The sequence below is a fragment of the Variovorax sp. OV700 genome, assembly GCF_900099805.1.
GTDB lineage: Bacteria > Pseudomonadota > Gammaproteobacteria > Burkholderiales > Burkholderiaceae_C > Variovorax.
Genome location: NZ_FNDR01000004.1, coordinates 494,197 through 516,048, shown reverse-complemented (window position 1 = coordinate 516,048; position 21,852 = coordinate 494,197). Strand labels below are relative to the sequence as shown.

Annotated in this window: 18 protein-coding genes; 10 read left to right on the top strand and 8 right to left on the bottom strand. The window is 66.7% G+C overall.

All coding sequences use genetic code 11. From position 1 onward, the window contains the following. Positions 1–127 precede the first annotated feature (127 nt). The 4 genes from BLR24_RS12280 to BLR24_RS12265 all read left to right on the top strand — a co-directional run bounded on the left by BLR24_RS12280 (position 128) and on the right by BLR24_RS12265 (position 2,761). The gene (locus BLR24_RS12280) at positions 128–682 is read left to right on the top strand and encodes a hypothetical protein (RefSeq protein ID WP_093017128.1); all 555 of its coding nucleotides are present in this window, start codon (positions 128–130) and stop codon (positions 680–682) included. 17 nt (positions 683–699) lie between these two features. After that, entirely contained in the window at positions 700–1,224 is a 525-nt protein-coding gene (locus BLR24_RS12275) for a phasin family protein (protein WP_093017126.1), read from the top strand. Between the two features lie 41 nt (positions 1,225–1,265). Further along, positions 1,266–1,901, top strand: a complete 636-nt coding sequence (locus BLR24_RS12270; RefSeq protein WP_093017124.1) for a TetR/AcrR family transcriptional regulator — start codon at positions 1,266–1,268, stop codon at positions 1,899–1,901. Positions 1,902–1,987: 86 nt separating this feature from the next. Beyond that, entirely contained in the window at positions 1,988–2,761 is a 774-nt protein-coding gene (locus BLR24_RS12265; RefSeq protein ID WP_093017122.1) for an esterase/lipase family protein, read from the top strand. Between the two features lie 18 nt (positions 2,762–2,779). Here the strand turns inward: BLR24_RS12265 and BLR24_RS12260 are convergent, their stop codons facing one another. From BLR24_RS12260 to BLR24_RS12250, 3 genes are all read right to left on the bottom strand, one after another. Beyond that, a complete protein-coding gene (locus tag BLR24_RS12260) occupies positions 2,780–5,998 on the bottom strand; it encodes a bifunctional cytochrome P450/NADPH--P450 reductase (RefSeq protein ID WP_093017121.1) in 3,219 nt (1,072 codons plus the stop codon). Between the two features lie 121 nt (positions 5,999–6,119). Next, a complete protein-coding gene (locus BLR24_RS12255) occupies positions 6,120–7,385 on the bottom strand; it encodes a branched-chain amino acid ABC transporter substrate-binding protein (protein ID WP_093017119.1) in 1,266 nt (421 codons plus the stop codon). A gap of 62 nt (positions 7,386–7,447) precedes the next feature. Next, the gene (locus BLR24_RS12250) at positions 7,448–8,137 is read right to left on the bottom strand and encodes a TetR/AcrR family transcriptional regulator (protein ID WP_093017117.1); all 690 of its coding nucleotides are present in this window, start codon (positions 8,135–8,137) and stop codon (positions 7,448–7,450) included. Between the two features lie 86 nt (positions 8,138–8,223). Between BLR24_RS12250 and BLR24_RS12245 the strand changes: the two genes are divergently transcribed. The 4 genes from BLR24_RS12245 to BLR24_RS12230 all read left to right on the top strand — a co-directional run bounded on the left by BLR24_RS12245 (position 8,224) and on the right by BLR24_RS12230 (position 15,040). Then, on the top strand, positions 8,224–9,837 hold the full coding sequence (locus tag BLR24_RS12245; RefSeq protein ID WP_093017115.1) for an AMP-binding protein: 1,614 nt from the start codon (positions 8,224–8,226) through the stop codon (positions 9,835–9,837). Positions 9,838–9,847: 10 nt separating this feature from the next. After that, positions 9,848–13,150, top strand: a complete 3,303-nt coding sequence (locus BLR24_RS12240) for a carboxyl transferase domain-containing protein (RefSeq protein ID WP_093017113.1) — start codon at positions 9,848–9,850, stop codon at positions 13,148–13,150. A gap of 63 nt (positions 13,151–13,213) precedes the next feature. Continuing rightward, positions 13,214–14,542, top strand: coding sequence for a GDSL-type esterase/lipase family protein (locus tag BLR24_RS12235; protein WP_254787251.1), 1,329 nt, complete (start codon positions 13,214–13,216; stop codon positions 14,540–14,542). A gap of 120 nt (positions 14,543–14,662) precedes the next feature. Next, on the top strand, positions 14,663–15,040 hold the full coding sequence (locus tag BLR24_RS12230; RefSeq protein ID WP_093017109.1) for a YXWGXW repeat-containing protein: 378 nt from the start codon (positions 14,663–14,665) through the stop codon (positions 15,038–15,040). A 72-nt stretch (positions 15,041–15,112) separates the two neighbouring features. Here the strand turns inward: BLR24_RS12230 and BLR24_RS12225 are convergent, their stop codons facing one another. The 3 genes from BLR24_RS12225 to purU all read right to left on the bottom strand — a co-directional run bounded on the left by BLR24_RS12225 (position 15,113) and on the right by purU (position 18,047). Next, positions 15,113–16,390 carry a S1 family peptidase gene (locus tag BLR24_RS12225; RefSeq protein ID WP_093017107.1) on the bottom strand — a complete coding sequence of 426 codons (1,278 nt, stop codon included), beginning with the start codon at positions 16,388–16,390 and terminating at the stop codon, positions 15,113–15,115. Further along, the gene (locus BLR24_RS12220) at positions 16,387–17,088 is read right to left on the bottom strand and encodes a DUF2846 domain-containing protein (RefSeq protein ID WP_254787250.1); all 702 of its coding nucleotides are present in this window, start codon (positions 17,086–17,088) and stop codon (positions 16,387–16,389) included. Before BLR24_RS12220 ends, BLR24_RS12225 begins: the two co-directional genes overlap by 4 nt. A gap of 101 nt (positions 17,089–17,189) precedes the next feature. Next, positions 17,190–18,047 (bottom strand): formyltetrahydrofolate deformylase, encoded by an 858-nt coding sequence (purU, locus tag BLR24_RS12215; RefSeq protein ID WP_093017103.1) that lies wholly within the window; start codon positions 18,045–18,047, stop codon positions 17,190–17,192. Between the two features lie 67 nt (positions 18,048–18,114). Here purU and BLR24_RS12210 point away from each other — a divergent pair, with 67 nt between their 5' ends. Then, a complete protein-coding gene (locus BLR24_RS12210) occupies positions 18,115–19,449 on the top strand; it encodes an omega-aminotransferase AptA (protein WP_093017101.1) in 1,335 nt (444 codons plus the stop codon). 14 nt (positions 19,450–19,463) lie between these two features. Here the strand turns inward: BLR24_RS12210 and BLR24_RS12205 are convergent, their stop codons facing one another. Continuing rightward, positions 19,464–20,321 carry a ChaN family lipoprotein gene (locus tag BLR24_RS12205; protein WP_093017099.1) on the bottom strand — a complete coding sequence of 286 codons (858 nt, stop codon included), beginning with the start codon at positions 20,319–20,321 and terminating at the stop codon, positions 19,464–19,466. 60 nt (positions 20,322–20,381) lie between these two features. On the opposite strand from BLR24_RS12205, the gene BLR24_RS12200 reads away from it, so the two are divergent. Next, complete coding sequence (locus BLR24_RS12200) at positions 20,382–21,443, top strand: AbrB family transcriptional regulator (RefSeq protein ID WP_093017386.1); 1,062 nt, start codon at positions 20,382–20,384, stop codon at positions 21,441–21,443. A gap of 70 nt (positions 21,444–21,513) precedes the next feature. Here BLR24_RS12200 and BLR24_RS12195 read toward each other — a convergent pair whose 3' ends face one another. Further along, entirely contained in the window at positions 21,514–21,825 is a 312-nt protein-coding gene (locus BLR24_RS12195) for a BTH_I0359 family protein (protein WP_093017097.1), read from the bottom strand. Positions 21,826–21,852: the final 27 nt, after the last annotated feature.

The window sequence follows — 21,852 nt, the reverse complement described above, 5'->3', positions numbered from 1 at the left end:
GCGGCAGAAAATTGGGGCAGTTGGACTAGTTTTCCGACGGTTCTAGCTTTTCAGGCCTAGGCGCTCTGGAAGAAGATCACTCCATCGCGAATCCAGCGACCGATCAATCAACTTCCAGGAAATCCACATGACCACGCAAGCTTCTTTCTCTTCCGCAGCCATCCACGTCGTTGGCCAGTACAACGACGCAGGCAAGACCCTGGTGGGTGCCTATCGCGCCGGCGTGCATCGCCTGCTCGGCGGCGCTTCTTCGCGCTACAGCGAATTCCTGGGCAGCCGCCAGATTCCGCTGGTGAGCGAACAGATCAAGGCCAACCTGATCGGCGCGCAAGAAAAGATCAACGGCTTCCTGGCCAACCGCCTGGACATCGATACCGGCCGCATCGTTTCGGTGATGGACCGCGTGGCCGCAGGCACGACCAGCGGCATCGAAGCCGTGGCCGACCGCGTGGCGGGTGTCGAATCGCCTATCGTCACCTCGGTGGTCAAGACCCTGAACGCGCTGAACCAGCCGATCGCCAACGTGTCGGTGCAGATCGCCGACAAGATTGCAGCCGGCGCCAAGCAGATCGAAGTGCGCGTGAGCGGCACCGAAGAAGCCAAGACCGTGCGCACCGTGAAGGCCAAGGCCGCCGCGGCCAAGAAGTCGGTTCGCCGCACCACCGCCCGCAAGGCAGCCTGATCCTGGAGCAAGAACGCATGGCGACCCGCCCCGACGCTACCGCAAGCCTGAAAAAGAAGAAGGCGGCGGCGCCTGCGAAGAAAGCTCCCACGGCCAGGAAGGCCCCCGCAGCCAAAAAGACGGTTGCGGCGGCGCCAAAGAAAAAAACTGCTGCTGTCACACCCAATGCACCGGCGAGCCCGAAGGCCGTCGGTGAAGGCCTGCTGCGCGCAGGCCTCAAGGTACTTGGCAACGTGCGCGACGACGTTGCCAAGCGTCAGGCCAACGTGATCGAGGGGCTGCTGGGCATCGGCCAGGGCAAGCCCGACGCGGCCGGTGCCGCCAAGGCGGCCGTTCCGCGCGGCTTTCCGAGCCTCGACAGTTTTGGCCTCCGCAAATTCGAAGACGTGTTCGACCAGCGCGTTGCCACCGCCCTTCAGCGGCTGGGCATGCCCAGCGCCGAAGAGGTGCAGGCCCTGCGCGAAGAAGTGGCCCGGCTGCACGAACGCCTTGCCCAACTCGACCCGAAGAACGCCGGCCCGCGCGGCAGCGGCAAACGCTGAGCCTCGGCCCAGCGAAGCACCGACGCACGCAGCAGCCGGTTGTGGCCAGTTCCAACACCACGCGCGATCGCATCCTGCAGGCCAGCCTTGCGCTGTTCAACGCGGAAGGCCTCGCGGCGGTGTCCACGCACAAGATCGCGGCCGAGCTCGGCATGAGCCCGGGCAACCTGCACTATCACTTCAAGGCCAAGCAGCTGATCGTCGAGTGGCTGTTCCGGCGTTTCGAGCAGCGGCTCGAGGTGCTCGACGGCTCTTCCGGCGCGATCACCGCCATCGACGACCTCTGGCTGGCGCTGCACCTGCGCTTTGAAGCCATCGACCAGTACCGGTTCATCTATCGCGACATGGCCTTCCTGGCCGGCGAATACCCCACGCTCGGCCAGCGCGCGCAGGCGCTCACCGCTCAGAACCTGCTGGCGGCGCAGGCGCTGTGCGAAGGGCTGGTGGCCTCGGGCGTCATAGAAACCAGCGCCGAGCAGGCGCGCATCCTCGCGCTGCAGATGGTCTTCACCACTACTTGCTGGCTTTCGTTCGAACGCCTGGTGCCGGGGCGCGACGCGCTGGCGCAGGCCGACCCCGGATTGGCGGCTTTTTACACGCTCACCTTGATTTCCCCGTATGTTTCGAGCGAATCGAGGGCTTACCTTGATTACCTGCGGGGCAAATACCTCGGATAAACATCGCTGTTGTCCGACGGGGCGGTGAAACTTTGGTTCGCCATGCTCGTCCTATAAAACAAAGACCAGAAAGGAAAGCCGCCCTCATGACCACTGCAACCCGAGACCACATCGCGCCCCCATCGGGCTTGCTGATGCTGGCCGAAGCGCGCGCACTCTGGGAAACGGGTGCCGGCATCGCCATGTGGCCGCTGCTGCAGCTCACTCCGCGCGGCGACGGGCACCCGGTGCTCGTGCTGCCCGGCCTCGTGGCGGGCGACGGCTCCACGCTGGTGCTGCGCCGTTATCTGTGCAGCCGCGGCTACGACACGCACGGCTGGGGCCTGGGCCGCAACTTCGGTCCGCGCCAGGGCGTGGAAGATGGCATGGTCGCGCTGCTCAAGTCCCTGCACGAGAAAAGCGGCCAGAAGGTCAGCGTCATCGGCTGGAGCCTGGGTGGAATCTACGCACGCCTGCTGGCGTCGGCGCAGCCGGACCTGGTGCGCAACGTCGTCACCCTTGGCAGCCCGTTTTCCGGCAGCCCGCGCGCCACCAACGCATGGCGCGTGTACGAGGGCGTGAGCGGCCAGAGCTCGCACGACCCGCGCCGCATGAAGTTCGTGCAGCCCACGCCGCCGGTGCCCACGACCTCGATCTTCAGCCGCACCGACGGCGTCGTCGCGTGGCGCTGCAGCATCGAGAAGCCGGGCCCGCAGGCAGAAAACATCGAGGTGGTGGCGAGCCATCTTGGACTCGGCGCACATCCTGCGGTGCTCTATGCCTTGGCTGATCGCCTGGCCCAGCCGGAGGGCGAGTGGAAGCCGTTCAACCGCGGCTTGCTGGGGCCGCTGGTCTATCCCGACCCCGACCGGAAGGCCTGAGCCAGGGGCGGCGGGGCTCTATGCCCCCGCCCACACGTCGAGCACGTAGCGCTGGTCGGCGATCATCTTGTCCATCCAGGCTTGGCTGTCGTGGCCGTGCTCTCGTGCCAGATCGGCGAGGGTGCGCCGCACATCGGGCTCCATGCGCGAACCGTCGCCGCACACGTAGATCACCGCGCCGGCCTCGAGCAGCTTCCATACGGCCGCGCCCTGTTCGCGAATCAAGTCCTGCACATAGACCTTGCGCTCGCCCGCGCGCGAGAACGCGGTGTGCAGCTTCATGAGCCCGCGATGCGACCATGCCTTGAGTTCTTCGGCATAGATGAAATCCTGCTCGGGATGCCTGCAGCCGAAGAAGAGCATTGCATCGCCCAGCGCCTCGCCGCGCTCGACCTGCGCCGCGCGCTCCTGCAGAAAGCCGCGGAACGGCGCAAGGCCGGTGCCGGGGCCGACCATGACGAGCGGGCGCTGCGGGTCCTCAGGCAGGCGGAAGCCCTCAGCCGTGGTTTCGCGAATCACGCCGTGCACCGTGTCGCCGGCTTCGGCGCGCGCGAGGTAGTTGGAGCACACGCCTTCGAAGATGCCGTTGCCCGAGAGCGCCGGCGCACTCACCACGCCCACCGTGACGCTGCAGCGCCCCGGCGTCATGCCCGGCGAGGACGAGATCGAGTAGTAGCGCGGCGAGAGCGGCGACAGCATTTCGAGGAACACCGCGAACGGCACCTGGCAGGCGCGATGTTCTTCGAGCAGGTCGAGCAGCGACCTGCGCTTGTGCAGGACCTCGGCCTTATAGGTGGCCTGCGAGGCGTCGTCGCTGCCTGATAGCGCAGCGAGCTTGGGCTTGGTGAACGGGCACTCGGTGTGCGCCGCCAGCGTGGCGATCTGTTTGCGCGTGGCCACGTCCTGCAGTTCGACATAGTCGCCAAGCAGCCGATCGACCGCGATGACCTGATCGACCGGCAAGGCCGTCTTGCGGCCTGAAGCGGCATGCAGCCGCACATGCGCGGAGCGGTCGAAACCGAAGCGCGCCATCGCGCGTTCCACCTGGGCCGGGCTGTTGCGCGGCACCACGCTCAGGTGGTCGCCGGGGAGGTAGTTCACGCCCTCGGGCAGTGTCAGTTCAACGTGGCGCGTGGAGCGGCCACTCTCGGTGTCGCTGCCGGGGTTCTGCAGCTCGCGGTTCTCGATCACGCGCAACGCCACGGCGCCCAGCGCATCGACTAGGGCGTTCTTCTGCGGCGGGGGCAGTTCCTCGAGCGTGTAGAGCGGCTCGGCCTCGGCGGGCGTGTCGGCGCCCGATTGAATGCCGAAGGCTTTCACCAGCTGCGGCCAGAGCGCATCGCTCCAGTCCTGGAATGCGCCGTCCATGTCTTCGCGCGCGTCGCCTTCGCCGCGCGGATGCACGCGTGTGGCGCCGAGCGCTTCGAGCCGCTCGTCGATGCGGCGCGGCACCGCCTGGTAGGTGGCGGCCCAGTCGGTGTTGCCGCAGCCGAAGACGCTGAAGCGGACGCCGTTGAGCGAGTCGTCGGCCTTGTCGAGCCAGCGATGGAACTCGGCGGCGTTGTCGGGCGCCACGCCGTTGTAAGAGGCGCAGACGATGGCCACGGCGCCGCTGGCGGGCAGCCGCTCGGCGTAGTCGTCGAGCGAGGCCACCTGGGTCGAGAAGCCGCGCAGCTCGCCGGCCTCGGCCAGCTGGCGTGCCAGGTCTTCGGCCGTGCCGAGGTTGGAACCCTGCAGCACCAGCAGCGAGGTGCCGTGCCGTTGAGCCTGCGGCTTGCGGGCGGCGGGCTGTGCCGGCGTTGCAACCGCGGCGGCCGCATCGCCGTTGCCGCGCGGTCGCGTGGCCGGGTCGCGCAGCAGCGCCTTGATCTTGAAATTCTCCGGCTTGATCGTCAGCGCTTCCTTGATCTTGAGCTTGTAGTCCGTGTGATCGATCAGCGTGAAACGCTGCAGGATCATGCCCAGCGTGAGCACGGCTTCCTGCAAGGCAAACTGGCGCCCGATGCAAGCGCGCTGCCCATTGCCGAAGGGCTTGAAGGCATTGGCCGGACGCTCGCGCTCGGCTTCGCGGCTGAAGTGGTCGGGGTCGAACTGGTCGGCGTTCTCGCCCCAGATGCCCTTGTCACGATGCAGCGCCAGCGCATGCATGATGATCATGTTGTTCTTCTTGATCGTGTACTGCCCGCCGATGATGGTGTCTTCCTTCGCGCGCATCGAGATCGCGGGCGCGGTCGGGTACAGGCGCAGGGCCTCCTTCAGCACCTGCATCACGTACTGCAGGCGGTTGACCTGCGCATACGTCGGTTTCTGCGAAGTGTCGGGCCCGAACACGCTGTCGACCTCAGCCTGCGCCTTGGCCAACGCTTCGGGGTTCTTCAGCAAAAAGTAGATCGCGAACGAGAGCAGGCCGCTCGTGGTCTCGTGCCCCGCGATGAGGAACTCGATGCACTCGTCGCGGATCATCTTGTCGGTGAGCTTCTCGCCGCTCTTCTTGTCGACGCCCGCGATCATGTAGCTCAGCAGGTCGGGCTTGGTCGCGATGTCGGCACCGCTCGCGCGGCGCTCTTCGATGATGTCTTCCACCATCTTGTGCATGAAGCGGATGTCTTTTCGCTGCTGGGCGAGCTCCTTCTTGAGCATCAGCTCCTCCAGCGGCAGGCCGCGGCGGTTCTGCACCGTTTCGAGCGTGCGCACCATCGCATCGACGAAGGGATGAAAGCCCTCGCGGTAGAACGAATTGAAGCGGTAGCCGAAGCCGCACAACCCGATGGTGTCGAGCGTGAGCGCCGTCATGTCGCGCACCACGTCCACTTCTTCATCGAAGTTCAGGCGCTCCCACTTGGTGACCAGCTGGTCCGCGATGTCCAGCATCATCGGGTGGTAAGCCTGCATGGCGCGCTGGCTGAAGTTGGCCAGGAGGATGTTGTGCGGCTTGGACCAGGTTTCCTCGTGCGTATCGGAGGTGAAGAGCCCGTGCGATGCGGCCCGCAACCGGCGCAGCGCGCCGCGCGTGCTCTTGTCGAAGCGCGCCTCTTCGCAGAGCTCGTCGATCAGCGCGGGCGATGAGACCACGATCACCGGCATGCCCGGCATGTCGAGCCAGTAGATGCCGCCGAGTTCCTGCGCGATCCTCCACATGTCCAGCACGGGGGAGTCCGATCCGATCGACAGCAGGTTGCCGACGAACGGCTTCTTTGCAGGATGCGGTATCGGATGGAGCGAGTTCTTGCCTGCCATGGGTTCTTGTGCCTTTGGTATGGACCCGCTTCGGAGATCCGGGGTGTGACACCCGGAGTATCTCGACCCCACAGGCGCGCGGCAGGACGGGGTTTCCCTTAGGAGCCCCGGTGCATGCGCTTCAACCGCCGGGGCGGACCATCTTGCAATCGAAGCCCTGGGCCAGCTCATTGCCGGCATAGACCGCATCGGTCCGGAAGCCGTAGTCGGTGCCCTCCCAGCCCAATTTGACGCTCTTGCCGTTCACCGGTGCGATGGTGTTGACCACCTGCGGCAACAGCAGCTGGTGGTCCTCGGCGCGCATGCGGATGGGGCCGACCACCGAATCGAAGGTCATGTCTTCGAGCGCGTAGGCCACCTTCACCGTGTCGGTGCTGCCTGCTTTGTTGATGGCAGCGGCCAGCAGGCGCGGAGTGAAGTCGATGCGCGGCGCCAGGAAGTCCTTGCCGGTCTTGGCCTTGTAAGCCTTGGCGAGCGCATCGACCCGCGGCGTGTCGGCCTGACCCGGATGCCATTCGGCAACCCAGGTCAGCTGCCCCAGCTTGGCCTGCGACACCGCCAGCACCGTGCCGGGCACCGATCCCGCGCTGTGGTTGAAGTAGCGCAGGTTGTAGCCCGCATCGCCCGCGGCCTTGAGCAGCAGGGTCATGTCCTGCCCCCAGTTGCCGGTGATGACCGAGTCGGCACCGCTTTGCTTGATGTTCGCGATGTAGGGCGAGAAGTCTTTCACGCGGCCGATGGGGTGCAGTGTTTCGCCGACGAACTGCACGTCGGGCCGCGCCAGGCCAACGAGCTGGCGTCCGTAGCTCGCCCATTGCTTGCCGTGGGCATAGTCCTGATTCAGCAGGTAGACCTTCTTCACGTCGGGCGTCTTCTTGATGTAATTGGCCAGCGCCTTCATCTTCATCGCAGTATTGGCCTCGGTCTGAAAGTGCCAGAAGCTGCAGGTCTTGCCGGTCATCTCGGGGTCGATCGAGGAGTGGTTCAGCACGATCAGCTCCTTGCCCGGATTGCGCTGGTTCCAGCGCGCCACCGATTGCACGAGCGCAGTGACCACCGACGACCCCGACCCGCCCGTGACGATGGCCCTGGCGCCCTGGTCGATGGCCGCCTGCAGCGCGCTCTGGCTTTCCTGCGCCGACAGCTTGCTGTCGAACTGCAGCAGCTGCAGCTTGGTGCCGCCGAGCACGCCGCCCTTGGCGTTGATCTCCTCGATGGCGTATTGCACGTGCATGAGCATCAGTTCGCCCACGTTCGCGAACGGGCCTGACAGCGGGTCGATGTAGGCGATCTTGTAGGTTGACTGCTGGGCCTGTGCTGCGCCCGAAAGCGCCAGCAGTGAGGCGAGGGCGATGGGCGCCAATGGCGCGCGATTGAACTTGAGCATGTCCGTCTGTCTCCGGTGTCGTTGGTAAAACTTCCGCGGAGGGCGCGCGATGCGCCTTCGCTTCAACGCGGTTCTTTGGCGCTGCGCAGGCCGATCACGCGGCTCGCCAGCTTCGTAAGCTCGGCCACCACTTCCTCGGGCGAGAGGCGGCCGTCGGGCCGGTACCAGCTGTAGAGAAAACCCGGCAGGCTGCAGGCGGCTAGCGCGGTGATCTTGGTCTCGGTGAAATCCAGGTCGCCGTCACGGCGCGCTTCTTCGAGCAACGGGCAGAGCAGGTCGTAGAAGTGATGCGAGAGCTTCTTCTGCGCGGCGACGTATTCGGGCCGGTACACCTGCGGCTCGCGGTACGCAAAGAAGGCACAGGGGTGATGCGCGATGGTGGCGCGTATCAGCCGCTCGATGCCTTCGAGCACCTTCTCGCTCGCGCGGCGCGGATCGCCCGCCGCGAAGTCGAGCGCCGTGAAGCAGTCGACCGTGGGGCGCCAGGAGAGCGTTTCGAAGATCTCCTGTTTGTCCCGAAAGTAGTAGTACACGAAGGGCTTGGTCACGCCCAGCGCGCGAACGATCTGCGCCATGGTCGTGTTGGCGTAGCCCTGCGCGGCAAAGAGCTGCGCCGCGGCCTGCAGGATGCGCTCGCGCTGCAGGTCGGTGCCCTGCGTGGCCGCGCGCTGGCGGCCCGTGCCCTGGGGCTGGTGCGCCTGCGCAGAGCCCTTGCCAGAGGGTTTTTGCCGTGTCGCCGAAGTTATACCCATGGGTAGGATTGTTGGTGCACCATGCGCTCGTTGGCAAGCGTCCGCCCCGCACGGGCGGCTATCGATAACCCTGAGAAAGTGACGCCATGGAGACATTGCCCGATCGCCCGCAACAGCCCCTGCACGAGTACCTGCGCGCTCATGCGCGAGCGCGCGCCGACGCCGCCGCCTGCATCTGGTACGGCCATGCCATGACGTGGTCGCAGCTCGACCGCGCAAGCGATGCCTTCGCGGCCAGGCTGCAGGCCATCGGTGTGAAGAAGGGCGAGCCGGTGGTGCTGTTTCTCAACAACTGCCCGCAGTACCTGGTTGCGCATTACGGCATCCAGAAGATCGGCGCGATCGTCTGTCCGTGCAGTCCGCTCAACAAGGAGCACGAGCTGGCCTACCAGGTAAACGATCTCGGTGCGCGCGCGATCGTTGCCGCCGCGCCGCTGCTGCCGGTGGTGCGCAAGGTGCAGCCGGAGAGCGCACTCGCGCACGTGTTCGTGGTGCACTACGCCGACCTGCTGCCCGAGCAGCCCACGCTCGACCTGCCCGCCGAACTGGCGGCCGAGCGCGATGCCGCGCGCAGCGTGCCTGCGGACGGCGAAGACTTCCTCGCCGTGATGCAAAGCGGCGCCGTGCCGCAGCCCGTGGATATCGATCTGGACGACGTGGCGCTCATGACCTATACCTCGGGCACCACGGGGCTTCCGAAGGGGGCCATGCTGAGTTATGGCAACGCGCTCTTCAAGACGCGCGCGGCGTCCGACTGCAACAGCGTGGCAAGCAGCGACGTGCTGCTGTCGATTCCACCGCTCTATCACATCGCCGGCATGCTGATGGGTGTGAACGTGCCCGTGCTCAGCGGCGCGACGTCGGTGCTGCTGCATCGCTTCGATCCGCGCGCCGTACTGCAGGCCATTGCGCAGTACAAGGTGAACTGGTGGTACAGCATCGCGCCGATGAACGTGGCCTGCATGCAGGTGCCCGACATCGCGAGCTTCGATCTCTCGAGCCTCCGGCGCAATCCGGTCACGAGCTTCGGCATCACCTTCACCGAAGCGCTGGCCGCGCAGTGGCGCTCGCATGCGCCCAACTGCACGTCGTTCGAAGCCGCGTACGGGCTCAGCGAAACCCACACCTGCGACACCTACACGCCGCACCATTCGCCGCGCTGGGGCACGCAGGGCATTGCGGTGCCGGGCGTGACCATTCGCATCGTCGACACCGAAACGCAGGCCGACCTGCCCACCGGCGAGGTGGGCGAGATCGTGCTGACCAGCCCCGGCTGCTTCAAGGGCTACTGGAACAAGCCCGAGGCCACGGCCGCCACGCTGCGCAATGGCTGGGTGCACACCGGCGACATCGGCAAGCTCGACGCGGACGGCTACCTCACCTTCATGGGCCGCATCAAGGAGATGATCAAGGTCTCGGGCTACAGCGTGTTTCCGGAGCAGGTCGAGACCATCCTCGTCAAGCATCCGGCCGTGGCGCAGGCGGCCGTCATCGCGCAGCCCGACCCCGAGAAGGGCGAGGTGGTCAAGGCCTTCATCGTGCGCAAGCCCGGCGCCACGCTCGACGCCGAGGCGCTCATCGCCTGGTCGCGCGACAACATGGCGAGCTACAAGGCGCCGCGAGCCGTGAGCTTCATCGATGCGTTGCCGACCACCGGCGCCGGCAAGGTGCTGCGCCGTCTGCTGAAAGACCAGACCTGAAAGGCCTCTCTTGTTCTCCAAGATCCTGATTGCCAACCGCGGCGAGATTGCCGTGCGGCTGGTGCGCGCGCTGCGCGACCTGGGCATTGCCAGCGTGGCGGTGCATGCGCGTGACGACGCGTCCGCGCTGCATGTGCAGATGGCCGATGCCGTGGTGGCGCTCGATGCAACGGGCCCGTCGGCCTATCTCGACATTCCGGCGTTGCTCGCCATTGCGCGCGCGCAGGGCTGCGATGCGGTGCATCCCGGCTACGGTTTTTTGAGCGAGCGCGCCGACTTCGCCGAGGCCTGTGCCGAGGCCGGCCTGGTCTTCATCGGGCCGACCCCCGATCAGCTGGCGCTGTTCGGCGACAAGGCGCACGCACGCACGCTCGCCACGCAATGCGACGTTCCCGTGATGCCCGGCAGCGCCGGTGCGGTGACGCTCGCGGAGGCGCAGGCCTTCTTTGCCGAACAGCATGCCGATGGCGCGGGCGTGATGATCAAGGCGATCGGCGGCGGCGGCGGGCGTGGCATGCGCGCGGTGCTCCATGCGGGCGAGTTGCCCGAAGCCCACGCGCGCTGCATGTCCGAAGCCAAGGCTGCCTTCGGTGTCGAGGGCGTGTATGTCGAGCGCCTGATGCGCAATGCGCGCCATATCGAAGTGCAGGTGCTGGGCGATGGGCAGGCCGTCGCCAGTCTCGGCGAGCGCGAGTGCACCTTGCAGCGGCGCTTCCAGAAGTTGGTGGAAATCGCGCCCAGCCCTTCGCTGCCCGATGCATTGCGTGCGCAGGTCACGCAGGCGGCGCTGCGCATGGCCAAGGCCGTGGGCTATCGCAGCCTGGGCACGTTCGAATTTCTCGTTGATGCCGAATCGCCCACGCTTCCCTTTGTCTTCATCGAGGCCAACCCGCGGCTGCAGGTGGAGCACACGGTGACCGAAGCCGTGACCGGGCTCGACCTGGTGCAGCTGCAGATCGCGGTGGCCGCCGGCAAGACGCTTGGCGCGCTCGGCGTCGACCTGGACCGCACCGCACCGCAGCGCGGCTTCGCGGTGCAATGGCGCATCAATGCCGAGACGCTCGATGCGGACGGTAACGCGCGGCCTTCCGGTGGTGCGCTCGCGCGCTTCGATCTGCCGACGGGGCCGGGCGTGCGCATCGATACGCACGGCTACGCAGGGCTCGCTCCATCGCCGCACTACGACACCTTGCTTGCCAAGCTCATCGTGCATTCGCCATCGACCAACTTCGCCGATGCACTGCGCCGCTCGCTGCGCGCGCTGGACGAATGCCACATCGACGGGATTGCCACCAACCTTGCGTTGCTGCGTGCCATTGCGACGCGGCCCGAGTTTGCGACCCAGAGCGTGCACACGCGCTTCGTGGAGGCGCATCTGGGCGACCTGCTGGCCTCGGCGGCCGCGTTGGAAAACAAGCGAACAAAAAAGATCGCGCCCGTTTTCGACGCAAGCGCACAGGCGCCGATCGCTTCGGAAGAAACCGACGGCCTGACGGTCAAAGCGCCGATGCCAGCAAGGCTGGTGCAGTTCGAAGTGTCGGTGGGCGACGTGCTGCCGGCCGGTGCGCAGCTTGGCGTGCTCGAGGCGATGAAGATGGAACACCTGCTGCACGCGCCGACGGCAGGAAGGGTGGTGGCGTTGCTGGCCGAGCCGGGCGACTACCTCGTCGAGGGCCAGTCGCTGGTGCGGCTGGAGCCGGTCGACGCGCAAGCAGTCGAAGCCGAGGCACTCGCCGAGCACGACCTCGATACTGTCCGCCCCGACCTGCAGAAGGTGATCGACCGCCATGCGTTCACGCTCGATGCCAACCGCGGTGCGGCCGTCGCCAAGCGGCACGCGCAGGGCGGTCGCACCGCCCGCGAGAACATCGCCGACCTGTGCGATACCGCATCGGACCCGGGTAATTTCATCGAGTACGGCGCACTGGCAGTTGCCGCTCAAACGAGGCGCCGCACGCTCGAAGACCTGATCGCAAACACGCCAGCCGACGGCATGGTCACCGGCCTCGGCAGCATCAACGCGAAGCAGTTCGGCCCCGAGGTGTCGCGCTGCGCCGTGCTGGCCTACGACTACACGGTGCTGGCCGGCACGCAGGGCATGCGCAACCACCACAAGACCGACCGGCTGCTGGCGGTGGCGCACCAGCTCAAGCTGCCGGTGGTGCTGTTTGCCGAAGGCGGCGGCGGTCGGCCGGGCGACACCGACATGCCCATCGTCGCAGGCCTCAACAACCACACCTTCAGTCAGTTCGCGGCGCTGTCGGGCAAGGTGCCGGTCGTGGGCATCGTGCATGGCCGCTGCTTCGCGGGCAATGCGGCGCTTTTGGGCTGCGCCGACGTGATCATCGCCACCAAGGGCAGCAACATCGGCATGAGCGGCCCCGCGATGATCGAGGGCGGAGGGCTCGGCACCTTCGCGCCGGAGCAGATCGGGCCGAGCAGTGTGCAGTCGCGCAACGGCGTGATCGACATCCTGGTCGAAGACGAAGCTGCGGCGGTAGCTGCCGCGAAGCAATACCTCTCGTACTTCCAGGGGCCGACCAGCGGCTGGCAATGCGCCGATCCGCGCATGCTGCGCCACGTGGTGCCCGAGAACCGGCTGCGCGTGTACGACGTGCGCGCCGCGATGCGCGGGGTGGTCGACACGGGCTCTCTGCTCGAGCTGCGCGCCGGTTTCGGCGCGGGCATCATCACCGCGCTCGCGCGCATCGAGGGCAAGCCGGTGGGGTTGATGGCCAACAACCCGCATCACCTCGGCGGCGCCATCGATGTGGAAGCGGCCGACAAGTCCGCGCGCTTCATGCAGCTGTGCAATGCGCACGGGCTGCCTATCGTCTCGCTGTGCGACACGCCCGGTTTCATGGTGGGGCCGGAGATCGAGGCACAGGCCCAGGTTCGCCACGTGTGCCGCATGTTCATGGTGGCTTCCCATCTGCGCGTGCCCTTCTTCGCCGTGGTGTTGCGCAAGGGCTATGGCTTGGGCGCGCAGGCCATGACGGCCGGCGGCTTCGATGCGCCGGTCTTCACGGTGGCATGGCCCACGGGCGAATTCGGCGCGATGGGGCTCGAAGGCGCGGTGCGACTGGGCTACCGCAAGGAGCTCGCCGGAGTGCCCGAAGGTGCCGAGCGCGATGCGTTGTTCAAAAAGCTCGTGGCGCAGCAGTACGCCAACGGCGAGGCGATCCACATGGCGCAGACGCTGGAGATCGATGCGGTGATCGATCCGGCGGAAACGCGCACTTGGCTGGTGCGCGGGCTTGCTTCCGCAACGCGTCCCATGGAGGCGCCCTTGCCCTACGTAGACACTTGGTAACGATCCACTAGACCTCGTCACATGCGAGGGCAAGGGGGCTCCGTACACTGGGTCGCTTTGCGCATGAAACTGGGTTCGCATCGGCTTTCCGTTCTTCGCCGAGGTGTGCTGCGGCATGGAGTGGCCGCGGTCGGCTTCTTGCTGCTGGCCGCTGCGGTGGCCGTGCAGGCTGTTCAGCCCACGGCGCGTCCGCACCAGCCCGCCGAGGCGCAATGGGTGGCTGGCTGGACTGCCGCGCCGGTGGACTTTCGCGAGCTGAGTGCGAACCCCCTGCTCAAGGCTGCGGCTCCCCGGCCCGGCGGTGACGCCTTCCGCGGGCAGACGGTGCGGCAGCAGTTCGAGCCCGCGCTGGGGGGCGAGCGTGTTCGCATCCGCTTCTCCAACCGGTTCGGCAAGACGCCCTTGCACGTTGCCGCGGCGAGCGTGGCGCGCAGCACCGGCGGTGGCGCGATCTCGCCGTCCACGCTGCGGGTGCTGCGCTTCGGCGGGCGTGGCAGCGTGGTCGTCGCACCGGGCGCGGAAATCTTCAGCGATGGCGTCGATCTGAAGGTCGAGGCCGGGCAGGCAGTGGTTGCGAGCGCCTTTTTCGACCGCGCCGTGCCTTTTGCGACCGTTCACCTGCAGGCGCCCGACGCGAGCTGGGTGGCCGGCGGTAACGCCATTGCCGCGGCCACGCTGCCGGATGCCGCGCCCTTGCCGCTGAATCACATCGTGACGGGCCTGGACGTGATGACCTCGCAGCCGACCCGCGCGGTGGTCACGTTTGGAGACTCGATCACCGCGGGCGGCGGCGAGGGGGGCGATGGGTCGTACCCCGACCTGCTTGCAACGCGGCTGCGCAACAGTCCCGCGGCGGCACAGCCGGTGTCGGTGCTCAACGCGGGCATCGGCGGCAACCGACTGCTGGTCGACGGGATCGGCCCCAATGGCCTTTCGCGCTTTGCGCGCGACGCGCTGGGGCAGACGGGCGTGACGCACGTGATCGTGCTGCTCGGCACCAACGACATCGGCCGCAGCGTGTTCGTCGGCCTGCCGGGGCGGCCAACGCCCGAACACGAGGTGGCGACCGCGGAGCGCATTACCGACGGCCTGCAGCAGTTGATCAAGCAGGCCCGCGCCAAGGGCGTGAAAGTGCTGATCGGCACCGTGCCGCCGTTCAAGAACACGCTCTACTGGGCAGAAAGTTCCGAGGCCATGCGCGGCGAAGTGAACCGCTGGATCCGCAGCCGCCAGGACGTCGACGCGGTGATCGATTTCGACGCGGTGTTGCGCAACCCCGCCGATCCTCAGTCCCTGAACCCGCTGTACGACAACGGCGACCACCTGCATCCCAACAAGGCGGGCCATGCCGCCATGGCAGCGGCCATCGATCTTCGCGAATTGCAAGAGTGAGCGCTGACAAAGGTATTCGTTCCTGCGAAACACCTCTACACAAAGTCCCGCTGAGTGCTTACAGGCGCTTCACATGGCCGCGGCAGCATGAAGGCTCCAACCACTCATGAGGGGACACCCATGAAAAGAGTCGCAATCACTTTGGCCATCGGCGCAGCTTCGCTGCTTTCCGTGGGGGGCGCACTCACGCTGCCGACCACCGCGCACGCGCAGCGCGCAGTGATCGTCGAGACGCCGCCGCCGCCGCCGCGCTCGGAGCGCATGCCGCCTCCGCGCCGTGGCTACGTGTGGGCTCCGGGGCACTACGAATGGCGCAACGGACAACACGTGTGGGTCCGGGGCTCGTGGGTGCGTGCCCGTCGGGGCTATGCCTACCGTCCGCCGGAATGGCGCGAACGCGACGGCCGTTGGGAATACCGCCGCGGCGAATGGGACCGTGACCGCGACGGCGTGCCGAACCGCTATGACCGCCGTCCGGACAATCCGAACCGCAACTGATGCGGTCTCCGCGGCGGCAGGCGGCCACGACCCCGGCAATGCTGGGTGTCCGCCTGCCGCCGCGAGGCGGGCCTAACGCAGACTGACCAGCTCCAGGACTTCGCTGACCTGGAATGCCCCGCTGCCTCCGCCGCCCCGCGTCTTCACTTCGAAGCGAATGACGCGGCCGAGCTCCGGCGAAAACCAAACCTCGGCCCGATACGGGCCGTACTGGGTGCCGGAGGAGGCGCCTGCATTCGCGGCGCGCTGCGTGAACCCGCGGTATTCGATGCGAACGGCCTTGATTTCCTGCCCGCCCACCGTCAGCACGGTGTCTTCCATCACCGAGGCAGACAGATCCATGTGGATTCGGGTGCCGCCCATGGTGGAGTCGTAGCGCGTTCTCCAGGCCGCTTCCTGCTTGAGGTTCTCCTTGGCCCAGCCACCTGGCGGCATTGCCCCGTCGAACTCGCCGGCGATGGCGCTGTTGACGCTGACCACTTCGCCGCCGGGCTTCTCGATCCACCCGCCGCTGTTGAAGCTGATGCGATCGTCCGTGGCGGGGTCGGCACGGTAGATGACCTTGCGATAGATGTTGGTGAGACGGTCGTGCAACTGGTATTCGACAACGCCAGGCTGGCTGGAGCTCCGACCCGGCGCTGCAACGCCGCTTGCGGAGGTCGCTACGGGTTGCATCGCCAATCGCTCGATGGCAAGCTGGCCGCGCGCCGGCAATTCCGCAATCCATGACGCCGGCATGGCGAGATTTGCCGCGCCCGAACCGGCAGCCGCGCCGCTCACCAAACCGACCAGTCGGCCCTGCGCGTCGAACAGTCCCGCTCCACCGAGGCCCGCCTCCGGCTGTGCCGCAAGCTGCAGGGCTTCGAGTTCGCCGGCATCGTTGCGCCGCAAGCCGGCGAGCATGCCGGTGCCGAGCGTCAGTTCTTTCCCTCGCGGCGATCCGACGATGAAGAGCGGCATGCCGACCTGCAGCGCATTCGCGGGCGCGATGCCGATCGGCGATGCGGAGAAATTCGCAATCCGCAGCTGGCACAGGTCGCGTGCGACGTCTGGATATACCAGCGTGGCTCCATAGCTCACGTTGTCGCGCTTCAGCGCCACGCTGGCAGCCTTTGCGAGCAATTGGCAGCTCGTGACGGCAGTGCCTGCGCCGATGGCGACGGCGCTCCCGGTGGCCAGCACTTTGCCTTGTGCGTCATGGGCTTGAAGCACCCAGACGTTGGGTGAGACACGAGCGAAGAGCGCGTCTGGCGCGAGCGCCACGCCGCTTCGTGCTTCCTGCGCCGACGCCGAGGGGACGGCCAGCGCTGTTGCAAGCGCCAGTGTGAAAGGCAGAAGCAGATGTCTCATCGGTTGGCTTGCAGAAGCAGTCGCAGATCGTTGATCGAAGTCTTGGCAAATGGCGTCGCTTCAGGCGCCGCGGTCGCGGCGCTGCGGACCGGCGGCAATGCAGGTGGAGGTGCCGGTGTGGCGGACGGCGCTGCTGCTGCAATGGGTGTGCGCTGGACGGCTGGTGAGGCCATTGGCGGACCGGAAGACGACGTTGCCATAGGGGCAGTTGCCGCGGCAGCTGTGCTGTCCGGTGCAATCGGAGCGGCTTGTGCGGGCGCCGATGTATTCGCCGCCTTGGCCAACACCGGCATCGTTCCGCCGTAGGCCAGCGGAGGCAGCGCCTTCCGGCCTTCCGATTCCGCCACCCGCTCGAACGCCGGACGGCCGACAACGAAGCCCAGGCCGATGCTCATTTCGACATAGGCGGTCTGCCTGGCCAGCAGCACGATGTCGATGCTGTTCTCGGCTTCGGTGCGGGCACTGGCCCGGTAGGTGCCGGCCGGCCGATCGATGAAGAAGAAGCTGTTGGGTTGCGACTTGCCGACGACCTGTCCATTGACGGTGACCTCGGGTTGAACCGCCATGCCAGCTAGCGTGTTGCGATAGAAATAGATCCGTCCCGTGTTCTCGCCGAGCGAGGGAAGACTTTCCGCCATTTCCGAATACCGCGGCCCCGTCGCGGAACACCCGAACAGGCAGGCCGCCAGTGCGGCCAACAGAAAACCACCGATCCAACGTCGCATTGCGCCTTCTCCTCTTTTGGCGCTGGATGCTACACCCGCTTACACGCGGGGCGCCGTGGACCGGCGAGCGCTCCTTAGCGGAACACGACCGTGCGGTGCCCGTTCAGCAGCACGCGGTGCTCGCTGTGCCACTTCACCGCGCGTGCGAGCACCTGGCTCTCGGTATCGCGGCCGCGGGCCGTGAGGTCTTCGACCGTGTCGGTGTGGTCGGCGCGCGCCACGTCCTGCTCGATGATCGGGCCTTCGTCGAGGTCGGCCGTCACGTAGTGAGCGGTGGCGCCGATCAGCTTCACGCCGCGGTCATGGGCCTGGTAGTAGGGCTTGGCGCCCTTGAAGCTGGGCAGGAACGAGTGATGGATGTTGATCGCCCGTCCGGCCAGGCTCTTGCACAGGTCGTTGCTCAGGATCTGCATGTAGCGCGCCAGCACCACGAGTTCGGCGCCCTCGGCCTCGACGATTTCCAGCTGCTTGGCCTCGGCCTGCGCCTTGGTGGCCGCCGTCACGGGAATGTGGTGGAAGGGCACGTTGTAGCTCGCGGCCAGCTGGTAGAAGTCGCGGTGGTTCGAGATGATGGCGCGCACGTCGATGGCGAGCAGGCCGCTCTTCCAGCGAAACAGCAGATCGTTGAGGCAGTGGCCTTCCTTGCTGACCAGGATCACGGTCTTCATCGGCTCGGCCGCCGCGTGCAGCTGCAGGCTCATGCCGAAGCCGGCGCCAAAGGTGGCGAGCTGCTCGCGCAGCGCCGCTTCGGTGTGGTCGCTGCAGGCAAAGCGCACGCGCATGAAGAACAGGCCGGTGTCGTGGTCGTTGTACTGGGCGGCTTCCTCGATGTTGCCGCCGCGTTCGAGCAGGAAGCCCGAAACGGCATGCACGATGCCCGTCCGGTCGGGGCAGGAGAGGGTCAGGATGTAAGCGGGCGTAGTGGTCGTCATGAGGGGCACGATTGTCGCAGGGGTGCCAGAATGCCGCTTTTCAGTGCGCGTTAAGCAGGAGCAATCGATGGCTTACCAGGACTTCAACATGGGCAACCAGTGGTTGCCCTTCACCCCCAACCGCCACTTCCAGAAAGACCCGCGCGTCTTCGTCGCGGCCGACGGCATGGAGTTCACCACGCACGACGGCAAGAAGGTGATCGACGGCATCTCGTCGCTGTGGTGCGTGGGCGCGGGGCATAACAGGAAACCGATCAACGAAGCGATCAAGAAGCAGCTCGACACGCTCGACTACGCCACCGCCTTCCAGGTCAGCAACGACAAGGCGTTCAAGGCGGCGGAGATGATCGCGTCGCTGGCGCCGGGCGACCTCAACAAGGTGCTGTTCTGCAATTCGGGTTCGGAAGCGGCCGACACGTCGATGAAGGTGGCGCTGGCCTACCACCGCGCACGCGGCGAGGGCCATCGCAACGTGTTCATCGGCCGCGAGAAGGGCTACCACGGCGTGGGCTTCGGCGGCATGTCGGTGGGTGGCATTCCGGGCAACCGCAAGGTGTTCGGCTCGGCCTTCTTGCCGCGCGTGGACCACATGCGCTTCATTCACGATCCGGTGAACCACGCCTACATCCACAACGAGGAGCCGGTGTGGGCCGAAGACCCGCTGGTCGAGCTCGAGACCCGCATCCTGCCGCTGCACGACCCGAGCAACATCGCCGCGATCATCGTTGAGCCGGTGGCGGGTTCGGCCGGCTGGTACCTGCCGCCCAAGGGCTATCTGCAGAAGCTGCGCGCCATCTGCGACAAGCACGGCATCCTCCTGATCTTCGACGAGGTCATTACCGGCTTCGGCCGAATGGGCACCAACTTCGCGTCGGACTACTACGGTGTGGTGCCCGACATGCTGAACTTTGCCAAGTGCGTGACCAACGGCGTCATTCCGCTCGGCGGCGTGATCTGCCGCGACAAGCTGTACGACGCGATGATGAAGACCGACGCGCCCGAGCACGTGGTCGAGTTCTTCCATGGCTACACCTACTCGGGCCACCCCGTGGCCTGCGCCGCGGCCATTGCCACGCTCGACCTGTTCAAGCAGGAGAACCTGTTTGCTCGCGCGGGCGAGATGGGCAAGGTGCTGGGCGATGCATTCCACAGCTCCTTCAAGGGCCTGCCGAACGTGATCAGCATCCGCAGCCTCGGCCTTGCCGCGGCCGTGGAGCTCGCGCCCATTGCGGGCACGCCGGGCAAGCGCGCCTACGACATCTTTTTGGATTGCTTCCACAAGGGCGCGCTGGTGCGGCCCGCGGGCGACGTGCTGGTGATTGCGCCGCCCTACATCGTGGAGAAGCAGCACATCGACACGCTGGTCAACACGCTGGCGGATTCGATCAAAAAGTTTGCCTGAGCCGCAGCGCGCAGCTACTTGACGCGGATGCCCGCGCAGTAGTCTTTGGGTGGCAGCGCGGGCGTGCGCCAGACGGCGTCGTACGCCCCCTTGTTGGCTTCGTCCTCGTCCGGCGATTCGCCGGCCTGCAGCCGCACGGCCTTGACCGACACATCGGTCGGCAAGTGCTGCGGCACGCCCAGCACCTTGGTGGCGTGGCCCGCGCCGCTGATCAGCAGCACCGTCTTGCCCGGCTGACGGGCCTTGACGATGGCTTGCGCCATGGCGCGGTCGCGCCCCACCTGGATGCGCGTCATCGGCACGATCTGGGGTTCGGGCAAGAGCTTGCAGTGGCCTTCGCGCACGGCGTCCTGCTGCGCGGTGTAGGCCTCGCCGTTGAGTTGCACATCGAGCGAAACGTCGGCCATGGCGTTCTTGATTCGCGCACGCGGCAGGTTGGCGCCGATGACCGGCACGTCGGCGCGCACCGCAGCCATCACCGCCGGACCGTAGCTTTGCCAGGGCCAGGCCTTGTCGTTCCAGCCGAGCGCGGCCTGCACCTGCGCATCGGTGGCTGCGGCGTCGAGGCGGGCGGTGCTGTTGCCTTCCTCTGCCATTTCGAGCAGCAGCGCGGCCAGCTTGCCCTGGCCCGCCAGCGCTTCGACGGTTTCGCGCTCGATCGCGTGGTGTTCGGCGGCGTCGTGCTGCTCGCCGAGGATCAGCGCGTCCGCGGGCAGCAGCGCCGCGGCGCGGCGCGCGACCGGCGCATTGGGGCCGTCGAAGAATGCGGTGCAACCCGCCAGCAACGCAATGGCAATGGCTGCGGCAACGACCGCGAACAGGGGCAACAACGGCAAACGGGCGGCCCGCGCGGGTGAGGGTTGGCATCGCATCGCGCCATACTATGCGTTGACGCCCGCACGCCGTGCCGTCCATTTCCGCTTTTTCCTGTGGTGTCTTTCCGCTTTTTGGTTCGCGTGCTGGCCACGTTGTTGCTGGCACTCGCCGCGGCGGAGCTCTGCCTCGCCCTGCGCACGCCGCTGCCGTGGATGATCGGCCCGCTGCTCGCGGTGTCGCTGGCCTCAATCGCGGGAGCGCCCACCGCCAGCTTCACGCCGCTGCGCAATGCGGGCCAGTGGACCATCGGCACCGCGCTGGGCCTCTACTTCACCCCGCAGGTGGTTGCGCTGGTGGCCGGCGTCTGGTGGGCGATTGCGCTAGCCATCGCCTGGGCCTTGCTCCTCGGCTGGGGCTTCGGGCGCTGGTTGCATGGGCTGCACGCCAGGCGCATGCCCCATGTGCCGGCACGATCCATGAGAGCGACAACTTACTTTGCGGGTGCCATCGGCGGTGCGTCCGAGATGACGCTGCTGTCCGAATCGGCCGGCGCACGCACCGATCTGGTGGCCGCGGCGCACAGTCTGCGCCTGGTGGTGGTGACCATCGCAATTCCGTTCGCCATGCAGTGGAGCGGGTTGCACGGGCTCGAAATCAACCCGCCCATGGTGCGCGAAGTGAATGCCGCCGGGCTCCTGCTGCTGGCGCTGGCCACGGGCGTCGGCGGTCTCGCGATGCGTGCGCTGGGCCGCACCAACCCCTGGTTCATGGGGCCGCTGGTGGTGGCGATGGGGTTCACCATCGCGGGCCAGTCGCTTTCGGCCGTGCCCACCTGGATGTCGAACGCCGCGCAACTCGTGATTGCCGTGAGCCTGGGCGTGCGCTTCAGCCGGGAGTTCCTGCACACGGCGCCGCGCTGGCTGGGGTCGGTTGCGCTGGGCACCGCCGCCATGCTGGTGCTGTGCGCAGGTGCTGCCTGGCTGCTGGCCTGGGCCACGGATCTGCATCCTGCCACGATGATCCTGGCCACCTCGCCCGGCGGCATTGCGGAAATGTCGATCACCGCCAAGGTGCTGCAGCTCGGCGTACCGGTGGTGACGGCTTTCCAGGTGTGCCGGCTGGTGGCGGTGCTGCTGCTGGTGGGGCCGATGTACCGGTGGATCTACGGGCGCAAATGAACGGCTGGGCCTGAAAAAGACACAAAAAAAGCGCCCATCGGGCGCTTTTTTGCGATCGGCGGGGCGTGTTTCAGTGCACGAGCACGGGCGTGTGGGCCAGTTCGGCATAGCCCTCGAGCGTGTCCTCGACCTCTTCCTGCGTGGGCGTGTTGAGCTGCCAGGCGGCAATCTGCTGCTGGAACAGTTCGGCCCACGAACCGTCGAGATAGACCTCCTTGCCGGAGCGCTTGTCGACGATCTCGAAGCCGTGGCGTTCCAGAACCGGCACATTGGGTTGCGCCGGTGTATCACTTTCGTTCGGCTGCACGTGCACGACGACGAAGGACTCCGAGTCATAGAGCATGTTCATTGCGGGGCCTGTGAGGATGTCGATGGCGTTCATGAGGGTTAGATAGCAATCAACGCGCCA